Source organism: Spirosoma daeguense (assembly GCF_054776875.1).
Genome location: NZ_BAAHBF010000005.1, coordinates 643,945 through 663,157, shown reverse-complemented (window position 1 = coordinate 663,157; position 19,213 = coordinate 643,945). Strand labels below are relative to the sequence as shown.

Sequence of the window (19,213 nt, the reverse complement as noted above, 5' to 3'; positions counted from 1 at the left end):
GAATCTCCCTACTATTATTCGGAAGAAACGTTGATTGGCAGCGTTTTCAGGAAGAATTGTCTGGAAATAATTTACTACTACGTCGCTGTGCCGATGCAACAACTAAAGGAGTTTCTAAGGACGTAGTGCTACGTAGTCAGGCCAATATCTACCCTCTCGAAAAGAAACGAAGCAAATAGGTCTATAAAAAAACGTCCCAAACGTATTGATACGTTTGGGACATTGGATCAAGTGGGGGCGGTTACTTTTAACCGGCACGGTTCGGTTTTGAGAAACCTCACCATGTCAGATGCTAACATCTGACATCACATAGGATGATGAATTATTACTTCTTGCCTTTCTTCGGTTTTGCTTCGTCTTTTTTTGGTTTGTCAGCCTTCTTTTCGGCCTTAGGAGCTTCTTTCTCTTTAGCGGCTTTCGGCGCTTTTTCTTCTTTTGCTGGTGTTACGGGCGTGTCGATAACGGAACCACGGACAAACGTACCCCAAGTCAGGTTGTTCGTTCCTTTTTGGGCTTTCTTCGCGCGGTCGATGGCCATATTGGCAGCCGCTTCAACAACCCAATCAAAATTAGCCTGTCCAACTGAATGAACATCGGCATCGGGTGCTGGATTACAGAAATCAATAGCAATGGGTATACCATCGCGCACGGCAAATTCAACCGTATTGAAATCGTAACCAAGTCCATGATTCAATTTCAGTACGTAATCTTCCATTGTCGCTAGTAGTTTTTTACCCGCATCGCCGGTCGTTTGCATTTCGGCAGCGTAGCGCAGATGATGCGGATTTCGTGGCTCATACGGCATGATACGTACGTCTTTTCCACCAATGCAGTAGCAACGGAAATAATCGGTAAAGTCGATGGCTTCCTGATAAAGCATGACCAGTTGGCCTGTTTCGTCATAAGCCGTGAACATCTGCTCTGGATTATCGACTTTATAAACACTTTTCCAGCCGCCACCGGCGTGAGGCTTCATGAATGCCGGGAAACCAATGTGGTTGAAAATGGCATCCCAATTCATATGCCGCAGGTTACGGAATGAATTATGGTTTGTATCGTCGGGGCGATCTTTCGAAGGTAACAGAATCGTTTTAGGAACGGGAACTCCAAGCTGAACCGCTAATGCATTGTTGAAAAATTTCTCGTCGGCACTCCACCAGAAGGGATTATTGACAACTGCCGTACCTGTTAATGCAGCGTTTTTTAGAAAGGCTTTGTAGAAAGGAACATCCTGTGAAATACGGTCGATTATAACTGCGTAATCTGTTGGCACACTTTGCTCAACCTGCTCAATACTGACAAATTCGGCTGGAAAATCGCTTTGCTTTTCATTGACCCGGTCGACAAATGCCTGTGGGAATGTGTTTTCCTGTCCGAAAAGAATGCCAATTTTTGTTTTCTTGCTCATAATGAATTAGTTAAGGCTATTTTTTTAGCTTTGATGAATAACTATTCCGCAATATTGTGTAAAAATGCGGTACGTTGATGAGGTAAACATACCGCATTTTTACATTGTTTACTGCTTCTATATCTTTACCTTACCGTAAATCATAGATTACGCCAATCGGCAAAGCGACTGAGTAATTTGGGAGAATTTGGACAATTTTAATATGATGAAATAGGAGTTTAAGTAAAATTACTTAACTTCGCAATCGGTTTTCCGCTTGTCCACCGAAACATGTATAAAACCACTGCGACACTACACAAGGCTCGTCTTCAGCCCTTTATCTGGATAGGCCATTAAGGAGTTTGAAGCCGTAAACGAAGTATCAAACTTCTGAGAATCATCCAGAACAATGTTGACAATCCCATATAAGCCGTTTTAAACAAATGGGTTGTATGGGTTTTTTCTTTCCGTTCGGCAATAAGCATGTCCCTGCAAAGAAATCGGCAGGCAAGGAATTTAGCCATTTTTCGGCGATAGGTAGCCGATCGTTTATTGCGGCTTATCAGTAAAGACCTTAAGCAACAGGCTTTTTCAACGCAGAACCAACATGACTATGAAATCTATTCTGACGATTTGTCTGCTGCTTGCCGGGCAGTTTATCTACGCACAAACACCCGTATCGCCGTCGGCAGTTGCTACGTCGCCATCCCTCAAAGCCGAATCGGCTGAAGAAAAGTCAGTTATTGATGTGGAAAAACAGCGGTTTGCCGCTCAGGTGAGTGGAGACTACAATTTCCTCAACAAAGTATTGGCTAACGATCTGATTTACACGCACTCACACGGTGGGAGAGATAGTAAGGAGTCGTTCATTCAATCACTTCGTGATGGCAAATCGAAATATGAATCGATTGATGCCGAAGAGCAAAAAGCCCGCGTTTATGGCAATACAGCCGTTATCAATGGGGTCTGTAAAACGAAAATCATTAGCAATGGACAGACCAATAACTTGTCGCTACGTTACCTGTCGGTGTACGTAAAGAACAATAATCAGTGGCAGATGGTAGCCTGGCAATCGCTGAAACTGGCCAACTGAACCGAAGCGTCGGCCCGGCGGAATTGAGCAGGTCTAAACCCAGATTTTACCAAGATTAAAAGGATTAGCTTAAATAGAGAGGCAAGATAAATCCTGCCAATCATTACAATCTTGGTAAAATCCCGGTCAGACTTTCAGAAACTCACGCAGCTCCGTTGCATCCTGTGGTTTCATACGGCCAGCTAAAACGAGCCGGAGTTGCCGACGACGTAGTGCACTGGCGTACCGATCTTTTTCTTCATCAGTTTCGGGAACCACAGCCGAAACTTCAATCGGTCGACCACTCTGATCAACGGCAACGAACGTATAGAAAGCACTGTTCGTACTGACTCGAATACCCGCCGGAATATCTTCGGCCCATACTTCTATAAAAACTTCCATCGACGAACTGAACGCCCGCGTTACCTGTGCTTTCATCGTTACAATGTTTCCCAGACGAATAGGTTCGGAAAACGATACGTTGTCAACCGAAGCCGTTACGACGATGCGGTTCGAATGTTTTTGAGCAGCAATAGCAGCCGCTATATCCATAAAGTGCAGCAGTCGGCCGCCCATTAAATTATTGAGCGTATTCGTATCGTTGGGCAACACCATTTCGGTCATCACAGTAACCGATTCGCGTGCAAGTTTGGGTTGAGGCATTTTATAAGGAGTAGAACAATAGCAAATCTGACATTTCTACAAACCAACGAGCGAAAATTGACATAGCCAAATGAGCTGGCTATGAAGTCGCAAGAAACAAAACCAATCAATTGCCGTTCATTGGAGAATGAATTACCTGTTTTGATAAACTTTCACCAATTCGACTCATCATGCATCTTAATCGATTGACTCCGGTTCAGCGGAGTTGGAGCCTGTTACTGACCGCTATTGCCTTGCTAACGTTTGTTTTTACTGCCTGTAAAAAACAGGAAGATACAACACCTACTACCTCAACCATCGGCCAGCTCATTTCGAATGGAAGCCGGTTTACGTTGCTCAAAGCAGCTCTGACACGGGCGGGTATGGATGCTACGTTGAATCAGGCCGGTACGTATACTGTATTTGCGCCAAGTGATGATGCCTTTAAAGCATTTGGGTATGCCGATGTGTCGGCTGTCAATGCTGCTCCGGTCGATTTGCTTAAATCGGTTCTGCAATATCATATGTTATCAACACGCGTCAATTCTGCTGATATTCAGATAGGGGTCAATATGCCACAGCAGACATTGGCGAATGCGCCGGTGTATATCTCAAAGGTGACATCGGCATCCAGCACAACCGTCACATCCAGCACCATTTCGGTAAACGGCGCTCGTATTTTACAGGCCGACGGTACTGCCAGTAATGGTGTGGTTCATGCCATTGACCGGATTTTGTTGCCACCCCTATTCGGGAACGTAGTACAGACGATTCAGAGTATTCCAACGTTGATGCCGAATGTATCATTTAAGCTGTTACAGGCGGCTGTTACGCGGGTCGGATCTGCCACGGCACTTGCTGCGGCCAATCCAGTTACTGTATTTGCGCCAACAGATGCAGCTTTCCGGGCAGCGGGTTATGATTCCACAGCCATCGCCAGAGCTCCGGTTGCTACGTTGACAGGGGTTTTGGGCTATCACGTAGTAAATAGCCGAACCTATACACCATTGATAACCAACGGTTCGAGTCTCTCTACGTTGCAGGGCGGAACCATTACAGCTACTACCAGTGCTACGGCTGTAACCGTTACCGGAAAAGGAAATGGCACAAACGCATCCAATATTACAGGGCCAGATATTACAGCAACAAACGGGGTTGTGCATATTATCGACCGGGTTTTATTGCCACAATAATTGCTCAGAATCAGACTGACGATCAATACGTTGGCGGAGTTAGATTTTCTGTCGGGCTGCTCTAAAATTGAGTGGCCCGATTTGTTTTTACAGGAATCAAAACCCGCCTTAAAACGTTTTATAAATAAGTATTTTCCTGTCCAGTTCGTCAATTTATCAGGTCAGAAAGTGTGATTGTCCGCAAGACTTTCGACCTTTGGTGAATTGATTTGTGACTCTCATCGAATGGCCCAACCACAGAAAAAACTCTTCCTGTTAGACGCGCTGGCTCTGATTTACCGCGCTCATTTTGCCTTTAACAAAGCTCCTCGGATTTCGTCGCGTGGTATCAATACGTCGGCGGTATTTGGCTTCATGAACGCCATGATTGAGGTCTTGACGAAAGAAAAACCAACGCATATCGGCGTAGCGTTCGATTCATCGAAGAAGACGTTTCGGCACGAGCAGTTTCCGATGTATAAGGCCACCCGGCAGTCGCAACCGGAGGATATTAGTGTCGCCATGCCTTACATTAAAAAGATTGTGGAGGCTATGCATATCCCGATTCTGATTCTGGAGGGCTACGAAGCCGATGATATTATCGGAACCTTTGCTAAAAAAGCGGCACAGGCTGATTTCGAAGTCTATATGATGACGCCCGATAAAGATTACGGGCAGTTGGTAGAGGAGCATATTCATATTTATAAGCCTGCCTTTATGGGCAAGCCCGCCGAAAAATTAGGCGTAACCGAAGTGCTCGAACGCTGGCAGATCGAACGTATCGAACAGGTTACGGATATGCTTGGGCTGATGGGCGATTCGGTCGATAACATTCCGGGAATTCCCGGCGTGGGTGAAAAAACGGCCCAAAAACTGATTGCCGATTTTGGCTCAGTCGAAAACCTGATTGCCCGTGCCGACGAACTGAAAGGAAAACTGAAAGAGAACGTAGTAAACTTCGGTCAGCAAGGATTACTGTCGAAAGAGCTCGCGACTATTCACTTGGACGTACCGCTAGCGTTCGATGAAGATAAGTTACGACATACCGAATACGATAAACCGAAGCTCTCGGCCTTGCTCGATGAACTGGAATTTCGGCAGATGAAAACTCGTTTGCTGGGCGCCGATTTCGACGAAAAACCGCTTCCGGCTGCGTTCAAAGCGAGTAACTCCGGCCAGATGAACCTGTTCGATTCGCCGGGTGGTGATACGCCAGCGTTCATGCCATTCCCGAACATGAGTGCCGCAAATCCGTCAGGAGCCGCTGATTTGCCGTTCGATTTTTCAGGCAATGCTACGTCGTCAACGCCATCGACCAGTAAACCAAAAGGCAAACGAACGCCTGTGAGCGTACCGGCGGCATCGGCAACCGAAGCTACACCGGATGGCGTGACCGAGACAATTACGACCGACGATAAAACAGGAAGTGAGCAGCCTGCGTATCTGGACGTTTATCCCGATATTGAACTGGATGAAAATCAGCCCGAACGCCGGAAAACGATTTTGTCGGTAAAGCACGATTATCGGCTGGTCGATACGCCAGAATTACGGGCCAGTCTGGTCTATTACTTGGGTCTACAGGAAAGCATTTGTTTCGATTCTGAAACGACCGCCATTGACCCGGTTGAGGCCGATTTAGTGGGGCTTTCGTTTGCGTATCGCACTGGTGAAGCGTTCTACGTTCCCGTACCCGCCGACCGAGCCGAAGCGCAGGCCATTGTTGATCAGTTTAAGCCCGTATTCGAGAATCCGTCGGTTGGCAAGATCGGGCAGAACTTGAAATACGACCTGCTGATGCTGAAAAAATACGGCGTGGAGGTACAGGGAAAACTGTTCGATACGATGCTGGCTCACTACCTGATTGAGCCCGAAATGCGCCACAACATGGACATGATGGCCATGACGTACCTGAATTACAGTCCGGTTGAGATTGAATCGCTGATTGGCAAGAAAGGGAAGGGACAACTGTCGATGCGTGACGTAGAGGTGCAAAAAGTGGTTGATTATGCTGCTGAAGATGCCGACGTTACGTTGCAACTAAAGGAGGTCTTTGCACCAAGACTTGAAAAAGATAGCCTGAATAAATTGTTTGAGCAGGTCGAAATGCCGCTGGTACGTGTGCTAACTGACCTTGAATTAGAAGGCGTTACGCTCGATACGAAAGCGCTGGCGGACTTATCTGCTACGTTGGAAGTCGACATGAAGCAGGTGCAGCAGGAAATCTTCGACATCGCGGGCGAATCGTTCAACATTGGATCGCCAAAGCAGTTGGGTGAAGTTCTTTTTGAAAAACTGAAACTCGATAAGAACGCTAAGAAAACCAAAACTGGCCAATACGCTACGGGCGAAGAAATCTTATCGAAGATGGAAGCTGAGCACGAAATAGCCCGGAAAATTCTGGACTATCGGGAGCTGGTGAAACTCAAGAATACCTATGTCGACGTATTGCCACAACTGATCAGCCAACGTACCGGCCGAATTCATACGTCGTTCAATCAGGCAGTTGCGGCAACGGGGCGTTTGTCGTCGGTAAATCCGAACCTCCAAAACATTCCGATACGTACACCGCGCGGTCAGGAAATTCGAAAGGCATTCGTTCCGCGCGGGCCTGAGTTTCTGATTATGTCGGCCGATTATTCGCAGATTGAACTACGTATCATGGCGGCTTTCAGTGGCGATAAAACGATGCTTGATGCCTTTAATAATGGTGTCGATATTCATACGCAAACGGCCAGCAAAGTTTTTCACGTTGGTTTGGATGAAGTGACGAGCGATATGCGCCGGAAAGCCAAAACCATCAATTTTGGTATTATCTACGGTATTTCTGCTTTTGGTTTATCGCAACGGCTAAAGATTCCGCGTAAAGAAGCGGCCGAGATTATTGACGAATATTTCGCCGGATTTCCAGCGGTAAAAGATTACATCGATCAATGTATCGAAAAAGCGCGTGGCTTTGGTTATGCCGAAACCATTTTGGGTCGGCGCCGGTACCTGCGCGATATCAATTCGCGCAACCAGACCGACCGGATGTTTGCCGAACGTAACGCTGTGAATGCACCGATTCAGGGAAGTGCTGCCGATATGCTTAAAATTGCCATGATACGTATTCATGAGTTTATGCAGGAAGAACGGTTGAAATCAAAAATGATTCTGACCGTACACGATGAACTCGTTTTCGATGCTCACCGTGACGAAATCGACCTGCTACGTGTGCGCGTAGACGACATCATGAAAAATGCGATTCCAATGGCTGTGCGGATGGAAACAGGCATCGGTGTCGGCGAAAACTGGTTGCTGGCACACTAATACAGCCCAAAATGAATAGAGCCGGATTAAGTCCGGCTCTATTCATTTTTTGCGATTTTGGAATCAATTTACTGCTTTATCAGCTTAATCACTTTATGTTCAGTTGGGGTAGTTACGGTTAGCAATAAGACACCCTGTTTGCCGGTCAACGGGATACGCACATGCTCTAGCTGTGTTGCTTCCGAAATTCGATGTTCATGTATCAATCGGCCAGTTATATCAACCAGATTTAAGCCAACCGGCTTGCCATCGGCTCCTTTTATTTCAATCTCGGCCGTTTCTCCCAGAACCGGATTGCCAAGTATACGAACAGATAAGATCAACTCTGCATTCGCGCTAACGCGCGCACCATTGGTTGAGCTACCACAGGATGCTAACCAGTTGTAGGTATAGCTAGCATCTGCGGGTGATCCGGTCTGTTGCGCTTTGAGTGTGATGATTGGATTATCTGTATAAAGATTTAATGTATAAGGTCCCGCTGCTGTAGTGGGCAACATTTCATTCGTTACAGAGAAACTAATTGGCTGGCCATTTACACCCGAATATTGCGGATTAAAACTAACCGTTCGTATTCCGGCTGTTACAGATTGACAACTTACTGTTGTTACACCGATAATAGCAAAGTTACCAGAGGGCGGAGGAGTTGGGCCACCGCAGGCACCCAACCAGTTATAGTTGTAGCTGGCGGTACTCAGTGAACCCGTTTGAGCAGCCTTCAAAACGATAACCGGGTTATCGGCATACAGGTCCAGCGTATAAGGGCCAGCCGCTGTTGTTGGTAACATCTCATTAACCACTGAGAAACTAATTGGCTGACCACTCACACCTAAATATACCGGATTGAATGTCAGCCTGCGCTGACCTGCACTAATGGTCGTGCAACTAACTGTAGTGACTCCCGTAATGGCGAAATCGTTAGAATTACTAATGGCCTGTAACGCCCGGTCGGCCTGAATAAAACCATGTCCTGTACCATAGTCGAACCCAATATCAAATCCATCGGTTGCTGGGTCGTTCATATCCAGCGAAGTATTTTGCAACGTTGACAGAATAGTGGCCGAAGAAATCGATGGAACTTTCTGCACCATTAGAGCCGCTACAGCCGCTGCATGGGGAGCCGATGCCGAAGTGCCGAAAAAGTTAGGGTACGAATCCGAATCCTGGGGAATGTCCTCTCCAAAGAAGGTTGTGTTGCCTGCATCTACAGCGGTAATTTCTGGTTTTGGGCGGGTAATGGGTGAGCCTAAGCGCGTTCCATCAATAGCAAATAGGATAGGAGTACCACCAGCCGAAGAGAAATATTCGAGGGTGGCCGTTGTTAATGAACTGTTGAAGGCGGGTGTATTGTAGAATGGTGCGGCACCTGTTGCAATACAACGCGTGGAATTGGCATGTCCGACTAGTGTTGAGCTTTTGGTATTATATTCAGTGGTGATCGTGTATCCATTTGTAAAAGCAACCCACTTGATCAGCGTTGGATTTGGCCCTGCATATCTAGCAACAACCAACTCAAAAGTGACAGGGGAAGCTGAAGGGTTATATAGAACAGCAATTTCAATAGGATCGCCATTAATATTAAAAGTCAGCCCTGACAAACCACTCTGAAACGCACCACTTCGATATACCAACAAATCCAAATCCGTTTGTGCACCCATTGAGCCCGTTACCGATGCAAATGGGTTATCCCACTGCAAACCAACGTAAATCTGACTCCCTGCGGGTACCGTCACGGATTGGTAAACATCGCCCCCGCTAAAATTATGCGCTCCCATATAAGAATCTCCGGGTCCAAAAGGGCCAACAAAAGGCGTATTATTATACGTATTCTGGTATGAATTACGAGCATGATTTCCTGCAGACGAGAAGTAGGTAACGCCATTGTTGTTTACAACATCATCAACCGCCTGCGCAATAGGGCCATCCTGAAAATACGGCTCTGCAAAATAGAAAATGTCATCTACAATGACTTTACAGCCAGCGGCTGCCAAATCACGAATTCCCTGCGCAAAATCCAGATACCCATCAAACGCCGTATGGAAAGCCAGAGCAGCCCCTGGGGCAACATCATGAATAATCTCAGCCATACCACGGCCCTCATCCGAGACATCAGCCGCTGAGCCGGAAAACTCCTGTAATACTTGTACGCCAGCGGGTAAGTCACCTGATAGTACCCCACTGGCAGCTCCGCCCAATTTATCATAGGAATCAGAGATAATTCCTACTTTAACGCCATTCCCATTTACGCTATGAGTAGTGCGGGCAATATCGGATCGCATAGCTACATCCCCCTGTGATGTCACTAAACCGGCGTTATGCATCGGTTTATAAGCAGGCATGGCAATTCTTAACGTGGGAATGTTTTTTAGTTCTTCCAATCTATTTATTGGCAGGAAACCATATACCCGATGTTTAGAAACAATTCCTCTTGTAAGTCCAAGTGCTTGTAACGACTGAAGCAGTGCTTGTCCTTCTGCCTCTGAATTGGCTAGTGCATCAATGGCAATTGTTTTGCCATTATATACAAACAGACTCGTTCGGGGAGCATCACTATTAGGAGCCTGAAATCCGTTGCTTGTTGCTATGTTTAATAAATCAGTGGAGATCTTGGCCGATCTGGCATTTTCTTTTAGCTGATTTTGTGCTAGTACGTCAACACTTAAGCTAAGCAAAGCTGCGGTCATACATAGCATGATCGTACCTATTCGTAATAGTTGAATCATAAAGAATTGGTTTAGTTTGGTGATAATTCAATACAAAAAGATCAGAAAGCCAGGCCCATATCTCCTAAATTTTACTAAAGTTGGCTAAATCCTATAACATCTTCATTTAAAGTCAATTAATTTTTAATAAATGGTAATAGATATTTATTGATGGTACCTTTAGTTAACTATTTATAATTTTAGGTATAACAAAAGAAATATTTAGAATAAAGCAATATTCATGTATGGCTTACTGAAGCTACATCAACGCGCTTTTAGCGTAGCTTGTAAATGTTGTATTTCTGGTCAATTGCATTCGCTAACTAATAAATTAGAACATTCGTAGAGTGGGGAACATTTTTGTATTTTTTCTATTTCGATAATAGAATGCTATCTGGAAAGCCTATTGTGTTTTGCGTTTTTTAAAGAAAATGTAACACTGGGCTGTTGGAAATCAGGAAGCTGCAAAAATGAATAAGAACTTATTGCCTCTCACCATCGGAGGTTTCGGTATTGGAATGACCGAATTCGTAATAATGGGTATCCTGCCCGATATTGCCAACTCATTACACATCTCAATTCCCGTTGCGGGCCACCTGATTTCGTCCTATGCGCTGGGCGTTGTACTAGGTGCTCCCTTGCTGGTGGGTATTGCCGGAAATTATCCGCCGAAAAAGATTCTAATAGGTCTGATGGCGTTGTTTACGTTTTGCAATGCGCTTTCGTCATTTGCTCCCAATTACGAAACCATGATGATTACCCGACTTTTGTCGGGATTGCCGCACGGTGCATTTTTTGGTGTCGGATCGGTGGTAGCCAGTCGGTTAGCTGGTCGTGGTAAAGAAGCGCGGGCCATTTCGATGATGTTTGCCGGGCTGACCATAGCCAATATTATCGGCGTTCCACTCGGTACGTACATTGGCCATACCATGAGCTGGCGACTCACATTTTTGATCATCGCTGTTGTTGGTCTGCTTACGATGGCAAGCATCCAGCGATTCCTGCCTGCAATGCCTGTCGTTGGTGAAACCAATTTGCGGAAAGACCTGAAGCTTTTTACCTACGTAGAACCTTGGTTGATTCTTGGAATCACAGCCATCGGAACGGGCGGTTTGTTCGCCTGGTTCAGCTACATTGCGCCGTTACTCACCGAAGTCGCCCATTTCAGTCATAATCAGCTCACCTGGATTCTGGTACTGGCAGGGTGTGGTATGGCGGTTGGTAATGTGGTTTCAGGGCGGGTGGCCGATTTAATATCTCCGGTTAAGGCAACGGCTTTGTTTCTATTGCTTATGGTATTTTGTCTGACCATTGTGTACTTCGTGGCACCGTTTCAAATCCCGTTACTTGTCATGACGTTCATTACAGGAGCCGTCTCGTTTTCATTAGGTGCCCCAATTCAGATTCTAATGATTCGGGCGGCCAATGGTTCCGAAATGCTGGCTTCGTCGGTTAGTCAGGCAGGTTTTAATATCGGCAATGCATTAGGTGCTTATCTGGGCGGTTTACCTATTATCGCAGGTCTTGGTTATGCGTCGCCCCAACTGGTAGGAGCCGTAATGGCATTTACGGGTTTTCTGATGGCTGTAATGGTCTACTACCATCACAAAAATGCCGTTAACTACGAATTGTCGGCTAGTCATTAAAAGCAACTTCAACCGATTAAGTAATATATTGGTGAGTATATCGACGGATTCTGTACATTGGTACAGAATCCGTTTTTCTTAACCCCCTTCTATACGTACTGCATGGACTTCTTTCTGATACTTGTTATTCTCGTCGTTATTGTGCTGTATCTCTCGATTGTCATCGTCCGACAGGGTACAGTAGCTGTTGTAACTGTTTTTGGGAAATATACCCGCGTGATGACGCCGGGACTCAACTTTAAGATTCCGTTTATTGAATTTATTTACCGCCGTATTTCCATTCAGAACCGCTCTGTTGAGTTGGCGTTTCAGGCCATCACTGCCGATCAGGCCAATGTGAATTTCAAAGCCATGCTGGTATATGCAGTATTAAATCAGGCTGAAGAAACGATCAAGAACGTAGCGTTTAAGTTTATCGATGAAGCATCATTTATGCAGGCTCTGGTACGTACCATCGAGGGCTCGATACGTAGTTTCGTAGCCACCAAACGTCAGTCGGAGATTCTGTCGCTACGTACCGAAATTATAGAACACGTGAAATCGCAAATTGATACATTGCTCGAAAGTTGGGGTTATCATCTGATTGATTTACAGCTCAATGACATTGCGTTTGATGAAGTTATCATGCGGTCGATGGCGCAGGTTGTGGCTTCGTCCAACCTGAAAGCAGCCGCCGAGAACGAAGGGCAGGCATTGTTGATTACCAAAACAAAAGCGGCTCAGGCTGAGGGTAACGCCATTCAAATTTCGGCCGAAGCAGAGAAAACAGCCTCTCAATTACGTGGTCAGGGCGTAGCGCTATTCCGCGAAGAAGTAGCGAAAGGGATGGCCGAATCGGCTCGGGTCATGAACGAAGCCAAGCTGGATGCGTCGCTGATTCTCTTCTCGATCTGGACCGAAGCCATCAAGCATTTTGCCGAAAACGGAAAAGGAAATGTCATCTTTCTGGATGGTTCAACGGAAGGCATGGAAAAAACCTTAAACCAATTAATGGCGATTCAGAAATTGAACAACAACGAGCAGGGAAACACGCCACCGCCACCAGCCAAACGCTGAACATAGTTTAGTATTTATAGTTTACGGTTTACGGGGTTCGACGTAGTAAGTCGGCCGTGTAAACCGTTTTTTTTTATGACAAACCTGCTTTTCCCTACCGATTTCTCTGACCACACCAACGCAGCACTGGATTGGGTACGCCTTTTTGCAAAAAAAACAGGTGCAACCATTACCGTAGTACACATTCAGCAACCTGTAATTCCGGATACAACACTACCTAACCTCGGAGAGCCTGGTTTAGGTACGTTAGCCGTTCAGGAAATAGAAGAAATAAGCCGCCAGCAACTAGAGAAACTGGTGACAGAATTGCAAACGGATGGACTCTCGGTAACAACTGACTGGCGTATCGACTCGGTTGAAGACGGAATTCTGGATGCTGCACAGGAGCACTCCGCCGATCTGATTGTAATGGGACGTAGTGATCTCAGTACATTTTTTGCTCGGCTGGGAGGTACCGCTGTTACCGACGTAGCAGATGGCGCTCGTTGTCCGGTACTTATTGTGCCCACCTCCGACGAAGGTAAGGCAGTCAGACCAGCGCAGGTTAAAACTATTGCTTATGCCATGCAAGCTCAAACAACTCAAGATGAGGTAACCACACAGACCGAATCGCTGGTAAAACTCTTTGATGCATATTTAACGGTGCTAACCGAAGAGCAACTCGAAACCGTGAAAGCCGATCTGATTGTGATGCAAATGTATCCGGGGGGTGGTTTTCTGGATGAGCTGTTCCGCCCGAACCACGTAGCAAAACTGATCGAAAAATCGGAAGTTCCGGTGCTGGTTTACCACAAACAGGAATAATTCGTAAACAAACTTAAATGGTTTTTTTACGTGTCATAAAATGGAGATCAAGACCCGGCGCCCACACGTCGGGTTTTGTGTATTGTAGCTGAAAATCAAACTTTTCGAAGAATTTATACGCCACTTGCGACGTACGACACACAATTAATTCTACGTCTGGGAGCTGACCGATTAAATGGAGTATATGATTCATCAAGGCGCTGCCTATTCGTAGTTCTTTTCGGTCAGGGTCGGTCAATATCCAGCAAATGTGTGCTTCGTTGCCAGTTGCTGTAACGTAATAACCACAGGCACCTACAATTTCTCCATCCTGTTCGGCCGCAAAATACGGATCACTGTATGTCTTAAGAAACTCGGCATACTCATTGATTTCGTTTTCGCCGAATGCCTCCGGCACGCTCTTACGGAAAATATCCAGTAACTCATCGCTATCGCTACGTTCAAATGGACGAATATGCATATCGTTACTACGTTAAAGACTGTTAATCAACCTAATTGCTTTTCCAAGGCCCGGCAACTCGGCACATGATGCACCGGGAAATTGCAGGAGTTGGCAATGAAACAAAGCTTATTGGCCTGATGGTGTAATTTGTTGGCTTTTTCAACCATTGATACGTCGGCCACCACTACGTCAGGATAAAGCGTTACGTTGGTAAAATGTCCGCCACCGTCAGCCGTTTCGGCCATCGTGCCCGTAGCCTTATCGGTGTAATTGACAACCACAACACCGGCTTCGGAGCATAAATGCAGATACCAAAGCATATGACAGGACGACAGCGAAGCAACCAGTAGCTCTTCAGGATTATACCGATTTTTGTTGCCCCGAAAAGAAGGGTCGGACGAGCCCGGAATTTCGGGTTTATTGTCAGCAATCAAAACGTGGTCGCGGTCGTAAGAACGGTAATTACTGGTACCTTCACCTTTGTTGCCCGTCCATTTTGTCGTCAATACGTAGTGATGTTCTTTCAGCATTTTCTATCAATAATTTAGTAATAGCGTACAACTATTCCTGATAGGTAGATTGTCGCCGGGCGGCCATTTCTCTGGCAATTGCTTCTGCTTCAGGGCGATTTGTCTGTTGCAATTCGGTAATTATAGCCTGATAGTTTTTATCGTCCCGGTTTTGACTCAATTTAGCAATTCCCTGCATGTTGTCTATGGTCATTCGAAACGCAACCAGCCCGCGCATTTGTTTACGAACATACTCGACCGTCATGCTTTCGACGGATACCGGGTGTTTCGAATAGGCTTCATACGTATCGACCTGCTGTCGTAAAAAATTCAGCGTTTCATCGTCGGTCAATACGCTTGTCTGACCCGTAACGTGCACCGAAAGATAATTCCAGGTTGGTACGTTGTTGTGGTCGTACCAGGATGATGAAATATAGCTGTGTGGCCCGGAAAAAACGATTAACGCTGGAGTAGATTGCTCCAGAAGTTTACATTGAGGATTCGCTATTGACAGGTGGCCATATAGCCACATATGACCTTCGGCATCTGGCAGAAGTTCAATGGGTATATGCGTGGCAACTGGCGCGCCATCCGTACCCGTTGTGATGAACAAGGCAAACGAATTATCTTTTATGAACTGATATAGAGTCTCGCGATCGTTTTCCTGAAAAGTTGTTGGTGCATACATACAATTTCTAGTTTAAATTATTTTCCTTTATCCAGCGCCATACGTACTGCTAATCCTGTCAGAATGCTGGCCATAAACCATTTTTGCAGCCGAATGTAAGATGGGCGATCCTGAAACCAGTTGGCCATCCGTGCGGTTAATAAAATAATCAGGGTATTTACCAAGGCACTGATTATAAGTTGCGTTAGACCAAGTTGAATGTTCTGAAGAAACAACGATCCGTATTCAGGATGGGTAAACTGTGGAAAAAATGACAGATAAAATACCGCCACTTTAGGATTGAACGCGTTGGTCAGAAAACCCATCCGAAACAGTTTTACGTCTGAATGATGCGTGAGGCTACGTGTTTGAAACGGATAATTACTGCCCCTCCGAATGGCTTCCCAGGCCAGATAAAACAGATATAGAACCCCCAGCCAACGTAGTGCAGCGTAGGCCAGTGGAATTGCCAGAAACACCGCCGTTAGCCCGAACGATACAAACAAAATATGTCCCAGAAATCCAGCCAGTACACCCAGTAGAGAAACAAGCCCAGCCCGTTTACCCTGCGTAATCGATCTGGAAATCAGATAAATCATGTTGGGGCCGGGACTAAGCACCAATCCTAACGCGGCTAAGGCGAAAAGAAGCCAATCTTGTGTTGGTATCATCCGTAAATTACTTGTTTGAATCGGTTAAAAACAGCACCATTTGCTCTTCGTCGTAATACGTATCGCCATCTTTAACTGCATTTCGTTCGAATGAAAAAGGCCGGAATCCCAACTTTTCATACTGGCGTTTAGCCATGAAGTTGGTCGAAATAACAGTCAGATTAATTTGATCGAGCTTGGGTAATAAACGCGCCCGCTGAATAGTCGACTCCAGTAAAATACGACCTAGCCCTTTTCCCTGATACGTCGGTGCTACGTACATTCGGAACAACAATCCTTTATGACGCAACTTTTCCCGATCCTGACCCTCTCGCTCAAAACTAACAACGCCCGCCAACGTATTACTATCCGTCAATAGGCCCAACGTAAAGCTATCGGGCTTATCATTAGTCGGAAAGGATTTCGCTACATCGTCGGCTGGGCTGATTCGAAAACAGTTTCGGTTTTTCTGCACTGCATTCAGAAAGAAAGCCTGATAACCAAAGTTTTGAGAAGTAGTCAGTTCAACGAGTCTCATGACAGATAATCGGGTAATGATACATTATTGTGTGCGGCTGGTACGGGCTTTTGACGGACTGTTTGTAACGGAATCACCCCGGCCCAGGTTGGTAAATTCTCATCTTCGGGATCATCGTTAGGGCCACCGCTACGTAGTTTGGCCGAAGCTTCGGTAAGCGAAAAAACCAATACGGTTGTTTTACGCATTTCGCTGTCGGTTGTGGGGCGAAGGTCGTCCCAACGACCGGGAATCAGATGGTCAGTTATCAGCGCTAATGCTTCCATGCGTTCGTCTTCGTCAGTTACTTTTTCAGCGTTGGCGAAAATCACGACCGAACGATAATTGACGGAGTGGTGAAACGCCGATTTCGCCAGCACCAGCCCATCGGCCAGCATTATCGAAATACAAACAGGCTCGCCGTTTTCGATACAGCGGATGAAATGGCTCCCTACCGATCCATGAATATAAAGTTTATCACCTTTTCGGGCGAAAGCCGTTGGAATGGCCATTGGTTGCCCGTTGAGGGCGTAACTAACGATACAGAAAAGTGCTTCGTCCAGAATAGGGTGAATGGTAGCTTCGTCGTAATGAGCACGCTTGGCTGAGCGGCTTGGGGTTGTGCGGGCGGTTTGCATACTAATGAAAGTGTACGAATACGTTATTACGTTAAACCCCACTCCAACCGGTCTGATCCGGCGTTCCGGTTGGAGTGGAGTGTTTTCTTCTAACAAATGTCGTACTTTGCCGGACTAGGTATATGGTCCAGTTTTTAGAATATTGATAGTCCGGTTATGGTGCCCTTTAAATCCCTGATTCTGATCGACAAGCTATCGGAGCTTCCTATTTTTTTACAAGTGAGTAATCAATTGGCTCAACTGATTCGGGCTGGAACACTTCCGGCGGGTCATCGATTACCCGGAACGCGCCAACTGGCCGACTTACTGGATTTAAATCGCCAGACCATCGTAGCGTCTTACGACGAAGGCTTAGCGCAGGGCTGGCTCGAAAGCAGGCCCGGAAGTGGTACCTACGTAGCAGGGCACTTTCCGGAAGTAAAACCGCAGCCATTAAATCAGGAGTTGGTGTTGCCACGGTCAGAAACGGCTCAAACCAAACCGGGTTATGCATTTGAATCGGTTCCATTTTTGTATCGGCCGGTTCTAAGGCAAACCGTTGGCCTGCATCTCGACGATGGTTTTCCGGATATCCGACTGGCCCCGATGGATGAGCTAAGTCGGGCGTATCGGTCCTATTTTCGTTGGGGAAATCCGCAGGCGCATTTTGGTTATGGCGACACAAAAGGCCATTCGCTTCTGCGCGAACAGTTATCGCTGCATTTGAATGAGACTCGTGGACTACGTACTACGTCTGATAACATTCTGATTACCAGAGGTAGTATTATGGGACTTCATTTGTCGAGCCAGGTTTTGCTACGTCCGGGCAACGTAGTGGTAACGGGCGAAACAACCTGGGCGGGGGCAACCATGAATTTTCAGAAGGCGGGTGCTACGTTAATTACCGTTCCGGTCGATCAACACGGATTAGATATTGATGCACTAGCCCAATTATGCGAACAGAAAAAGTCGATACGTATGGTATTTGTAACGCCCCATCACCATTACCCAACCACCGTTACGTTACGTCCCGATCGTCGCATTCGTTTGTTGCAACTGGCGGAACAATATGGCTTTATTATTCTGGAAGATGATTATGACTACGATTTCCACTATTTGAGTCGACCGATTTTACCGCTTGCCAGCGCCGATCCAACGGGCATGGTTGTTTACGTTGGTTCATTGACAAAATCGGTGGCTCCTGCTTTCCGAGTCGGCTATGTAGTGGCTCCATCGGCACTTATCGACGAACTGGCCCGACACCGACGTATCATTGACCGACAGGGCGACCCGATGCTCGAATTTGCCATTGGCCAATTGTTTAAAACCGGCGATTTGAAACGTCATTTCCGGAAGGCGCTACGTACATATCAGGCCCGCCGTAACCGCTTCTGCGATCTGCTTACGAGCGAGCTTTCTAATCTCATTCAATTTGCAAAACCCGATGGTGGTATGGCCGTATGGGCACGTTTCGAACCGGCGATTGATATGGAAAGGCTGGCGCTACGTGCTGGGCAAAAAGGATTATTTTTCTCGGATGGATTATCGCACAACCCGGCGGGACAGTGTTTAAATGGCACCCGGTTTGGTTTTGCGTCGAGCACAGAAGATGAACTGGAACGTAGCGTAGCGGTGCTGAAGAAGATTCTTTAAAATTGGCCCAAACAGGCTCCGGCTGTTTGATGTGAATGGTACGTAAGAATTAACAGGGGGAGAAAGGGGCAAACAGTTTCTTTACGAAATACTATTGACAAACAGCCGGAGACTGTTTGGGCCTAAAAGCTAATTTCTTCTTTATCGAGCAATTGCTTGATATAGAGATAGCAATCGTCTATAACCAGAATGGTTTCAGACCAGTTGACAATGTATCAGGTAGGATCGTTACGTTCGATGATGTAAACTTTCTGTATGCTGGTGATGATCCACAGAATTTTCTCAATACCGAAATCAAGTAGTTTTTGTGATTTCTGAATCAGGTAATTGGCCAGTTTATGCGGAAATCAGTTACGTCGGCTTTTAGGTCAACC

17 protein-coding genes are annotated in these 19,213 nt (G+C 46.2%); 8 read left to right on the top strand and 9 right to left on the bottom strand.

Going from position 1 to position 19,213, the window contains the following annotated elements:
• Positions 1-325: 325 nt before the first annotated feature.
• Positions 326-1,408, bottom strand: coding sequence for an ATP-grasp domain-containing protein (locus ACYVD4_RS19060; RefSeq protein ID WP_460948538.1), 1,083 nt, complete (start codon positions 1,406-1,408; stop codon positions 326-328).
• A 592-nt stretch (positions 1,409-2,000) separates the two neighbouring features.
• Between ACYVD4_RS19060 and ACYVD4_RS19055 the strand changes: the two genes are divergently transcribed.
• Positions 2,001-2,480: a nuclear transport factor 2 family protein gene (locus ACYVD4_RS19055; protein WP_460948537.1), complete on the top strand. Its 480-nt coding sequence runs from the start codon at positions 2,001-2,003 to the stop codon at positions 2,478-2,480.
• 126 nt (positions 2,481-2,606) lie between these two features.
• Here the strand turns inward: ACYVD4_RS19055 and ACYVD4_RS19050 are convergent, their stop codons facing one another.
• Positions 2,607-3,122: an acyl-CoA thioesterase gene (locus tag ACYVD4_RS19050; protein ID WP_460948536.1), complete on the bottom strand. Its 516-nt coding sequence runs from the start codon at positions 3,120-3,122 to the stop codon at positions 2,607-2,609.
• A 170-nt stretch (positions 3,123-3,292) separates the two neighbouring features.
• Between ACYVD4_RS19050 and ACYVD4_RS19045 the strand changes: the two genes are divergently transcribed.
• Together ACYVD4_RS19045 and polA are read left to right on the top strand one after the other, a co-directional pair.
• A complete protein-coding gene (locus ACYVD4_RS19045; protein ID WP_460948535.1) occupies positions 3,293-4,294 on the top strand; it encodes a fasciclin domain-containing protein in 1,002 nt (333 codons plus the stop codon).
• A 225-nt stretch (positions 4,295-4,519) separates the two neighbouring features.
• Complete coding sequence (gene polA / locus ACYVD4_RS19040; RefSeq protein WP_460948534.1) at positions 4,520-7,579, top strand: DNA polymerase I; 3,060 nt, start codon at positions 4,520-4,522, stop codon at positions 7,577-7,579.
• Positions 7,580-7,647: 68 nt separating this feature from the next.
• Here the strand turns inward: polA and ACYVD4_RS19035 are convergent, their stop codons facing one another.
• Complete coding sequence (locus tag ACYVD4_RS19035; protein WP_460948533.1) at positions 7,648-10,299, bottom strand: S8 family peptidase; 2,652 nt, start codon at positions 10,297-10,299, stop codon at positions 7,648-7,650.
• 449 nt (positions 10,300-10,748) lie between these two features.
• Here ACYVD4_RS19035 and ACYVD4_RS19030 point away from each other — a divergent pair, with 449 nt between their 5' ends.
• The 3 genes from ACYVD4_RS19030 (at position 10,749) to ACYVD4_RS19020 (ending at position 13,784) form a co-directional block, all read left to right on the top strand.
• Positions 10,749-11,924 (top strand): MFS transporter, encoded by a 1,176-nt coding sequence (locus ACYVD4_RS19030; RefSeq protein ID WP_460948532.1) that lies wholly within the window; start codon positions 10,749-10,751, stop codon positions 11,922-11,924.
• A gap of 102 nt (positions 11,925-12,026) precedes the next feature.
• On the top strand, positions 12,027-12,980 hold the full coding sequence (locus tag ACYVD4_RS19025; RefSeq protein ID WP_460948531.1) for an SPFH domain-containing protein: 954 nt from the start codon (positions 12,027-12,029) through the stop codon (positions 12,978-12,980).
• Positions 12,981-13,055: 75 nt separating this feature from the next.
• Positions 13,056-13,784, top strand: coding sequence for a universal stress protein (locus ACYVD4_RS19020; protein ID WP_460948530.1), 729 nt, complete (start codon positions 13,056-13,058; stop codon positions 13,782-13,784).
• A gap of 13 nt (positions 13,785-13,797) precedes the next feature.
• Here ACYVD4_RS19020 and ACYVD4_RS19015 read toward each other — a convergent pair whose 3' ends face one another.
• Genes ACYVD4_RS19015 through ACYVD4_RS18990 form a run of 6 tightly spaced genes read right to left on the bottom strand, consistent with a single transcriptional unit; the run spans position 13,798 to position 17,207 of the window.
• A complete protein-coding gene (locus ACYVD4_RS19015) occupies positions 13,798-14,244 on the bottom strand; it encodes a GNAT family N-acetyltransferase (protein WP_460948529.1) in 447 nt (148 codons plus the stop codon).
• Between the two features lie 26 nt (positions 14,245-14,270).
• Entirely contained in the window at positions 14,271-14,756 is a 486-nt protein-coding gene (locus ACYVD4_RS19010) for an OsmC family protein (protein ID WP_460948528.1), read from the bottom strand.
• A gap of 31 nt (positions 14,757-14,787) precedes the next feature.
• Positions 14,788-15,423 carry an FMN-binding negative transcriptional regulator gene (locus ACYVD4_RS19005; RefSeq protein ID WP_460948527.1) on the bottom strand — a complete coding sequence of 212 codons (636 nt, stop codon included), beginning with the start codon at positions 15,421-15,423 and terminating at the stop codon, positions 14,788-14,790.
• 17 nt (positions 15,424-15,440) lie between these two features.
• Positions 15,441-16,073 carry a LysE family translocator gene (locus ACYVD4_RS19000; RefSeq protein WP_460948526.1) on the bottom strand — a complete coding sequence of 211 codons (633 nt, stop codon included), beginning with the start codon at positions 16,071-16,073 and terminating at the stop codon, positions 15,441-15,443.
• Positions 16,074-16,080: 7 nt separating this feature from the next.
• Positions 16,081-16,590: a GNAT family N-acetyltransferase gene (locus tag ACYVD4_RS18995; RefSeq protein ID WP_460948525.1), complete on the bottom strand. Its 510-nt coding sequence runs from the start codon at positions 16,588-16,590 to the stop codon at positions 16,081-16,083.
• On the bottom strand, positions 16,587-17,207 hold the full coding sequence (locus ACYVD4_RS18990) for a pyridoxamine 5'-phosphate oxidase family protein (protein WP_460948524.1): 621 nt from the start codon (positions 17,205-17,207) through the stop codon (positions 16,587-16,589). The genes ACYVD4_RS18995 and ACYVD4_RS18990 overlap by 4 nt, the downstream gene beginning before the upstream one ends.
• A 156-nt stretch (positions 17,208-17,363) precedes the next feature.
• On the opposite strand from ACYVD4_RS18990, the gene ACYVD4_RS18985 reads away from it, so the two are divergent.
• Together ACYVD4_RS18985 and ACYVD4_RS18980 are read left to right on the top strand one after the other, a co-directional pair.
• Positions 17,364-18,839, top strand: coding sequence for an aminotransferase-like domain-containing protein (locus ACYVD4_RS18985; protein WP_460948523.1), 1,476 nt, complete (start codon positions 17,364-17,366; stop codon positions 18,837-18,839).
• Between the two features lie 116 nt (positions 18,840-18,955).
• Positions 18,956-19,141 carry a hypothetical protein gene (locus ACYVD4_RS18980; RefSeq protein ID WP_460948522.1) on the top strand — a complete coding sequence of 62 codons (186 nt, stop codon included), beginning with the start codon at positions 18,956-18,958 and terminating at the stop codon, positions 19,139-19,141.
• The last annotated feature ends 72 nt before the right edge of the window (positions 19,142-19,213 follow it).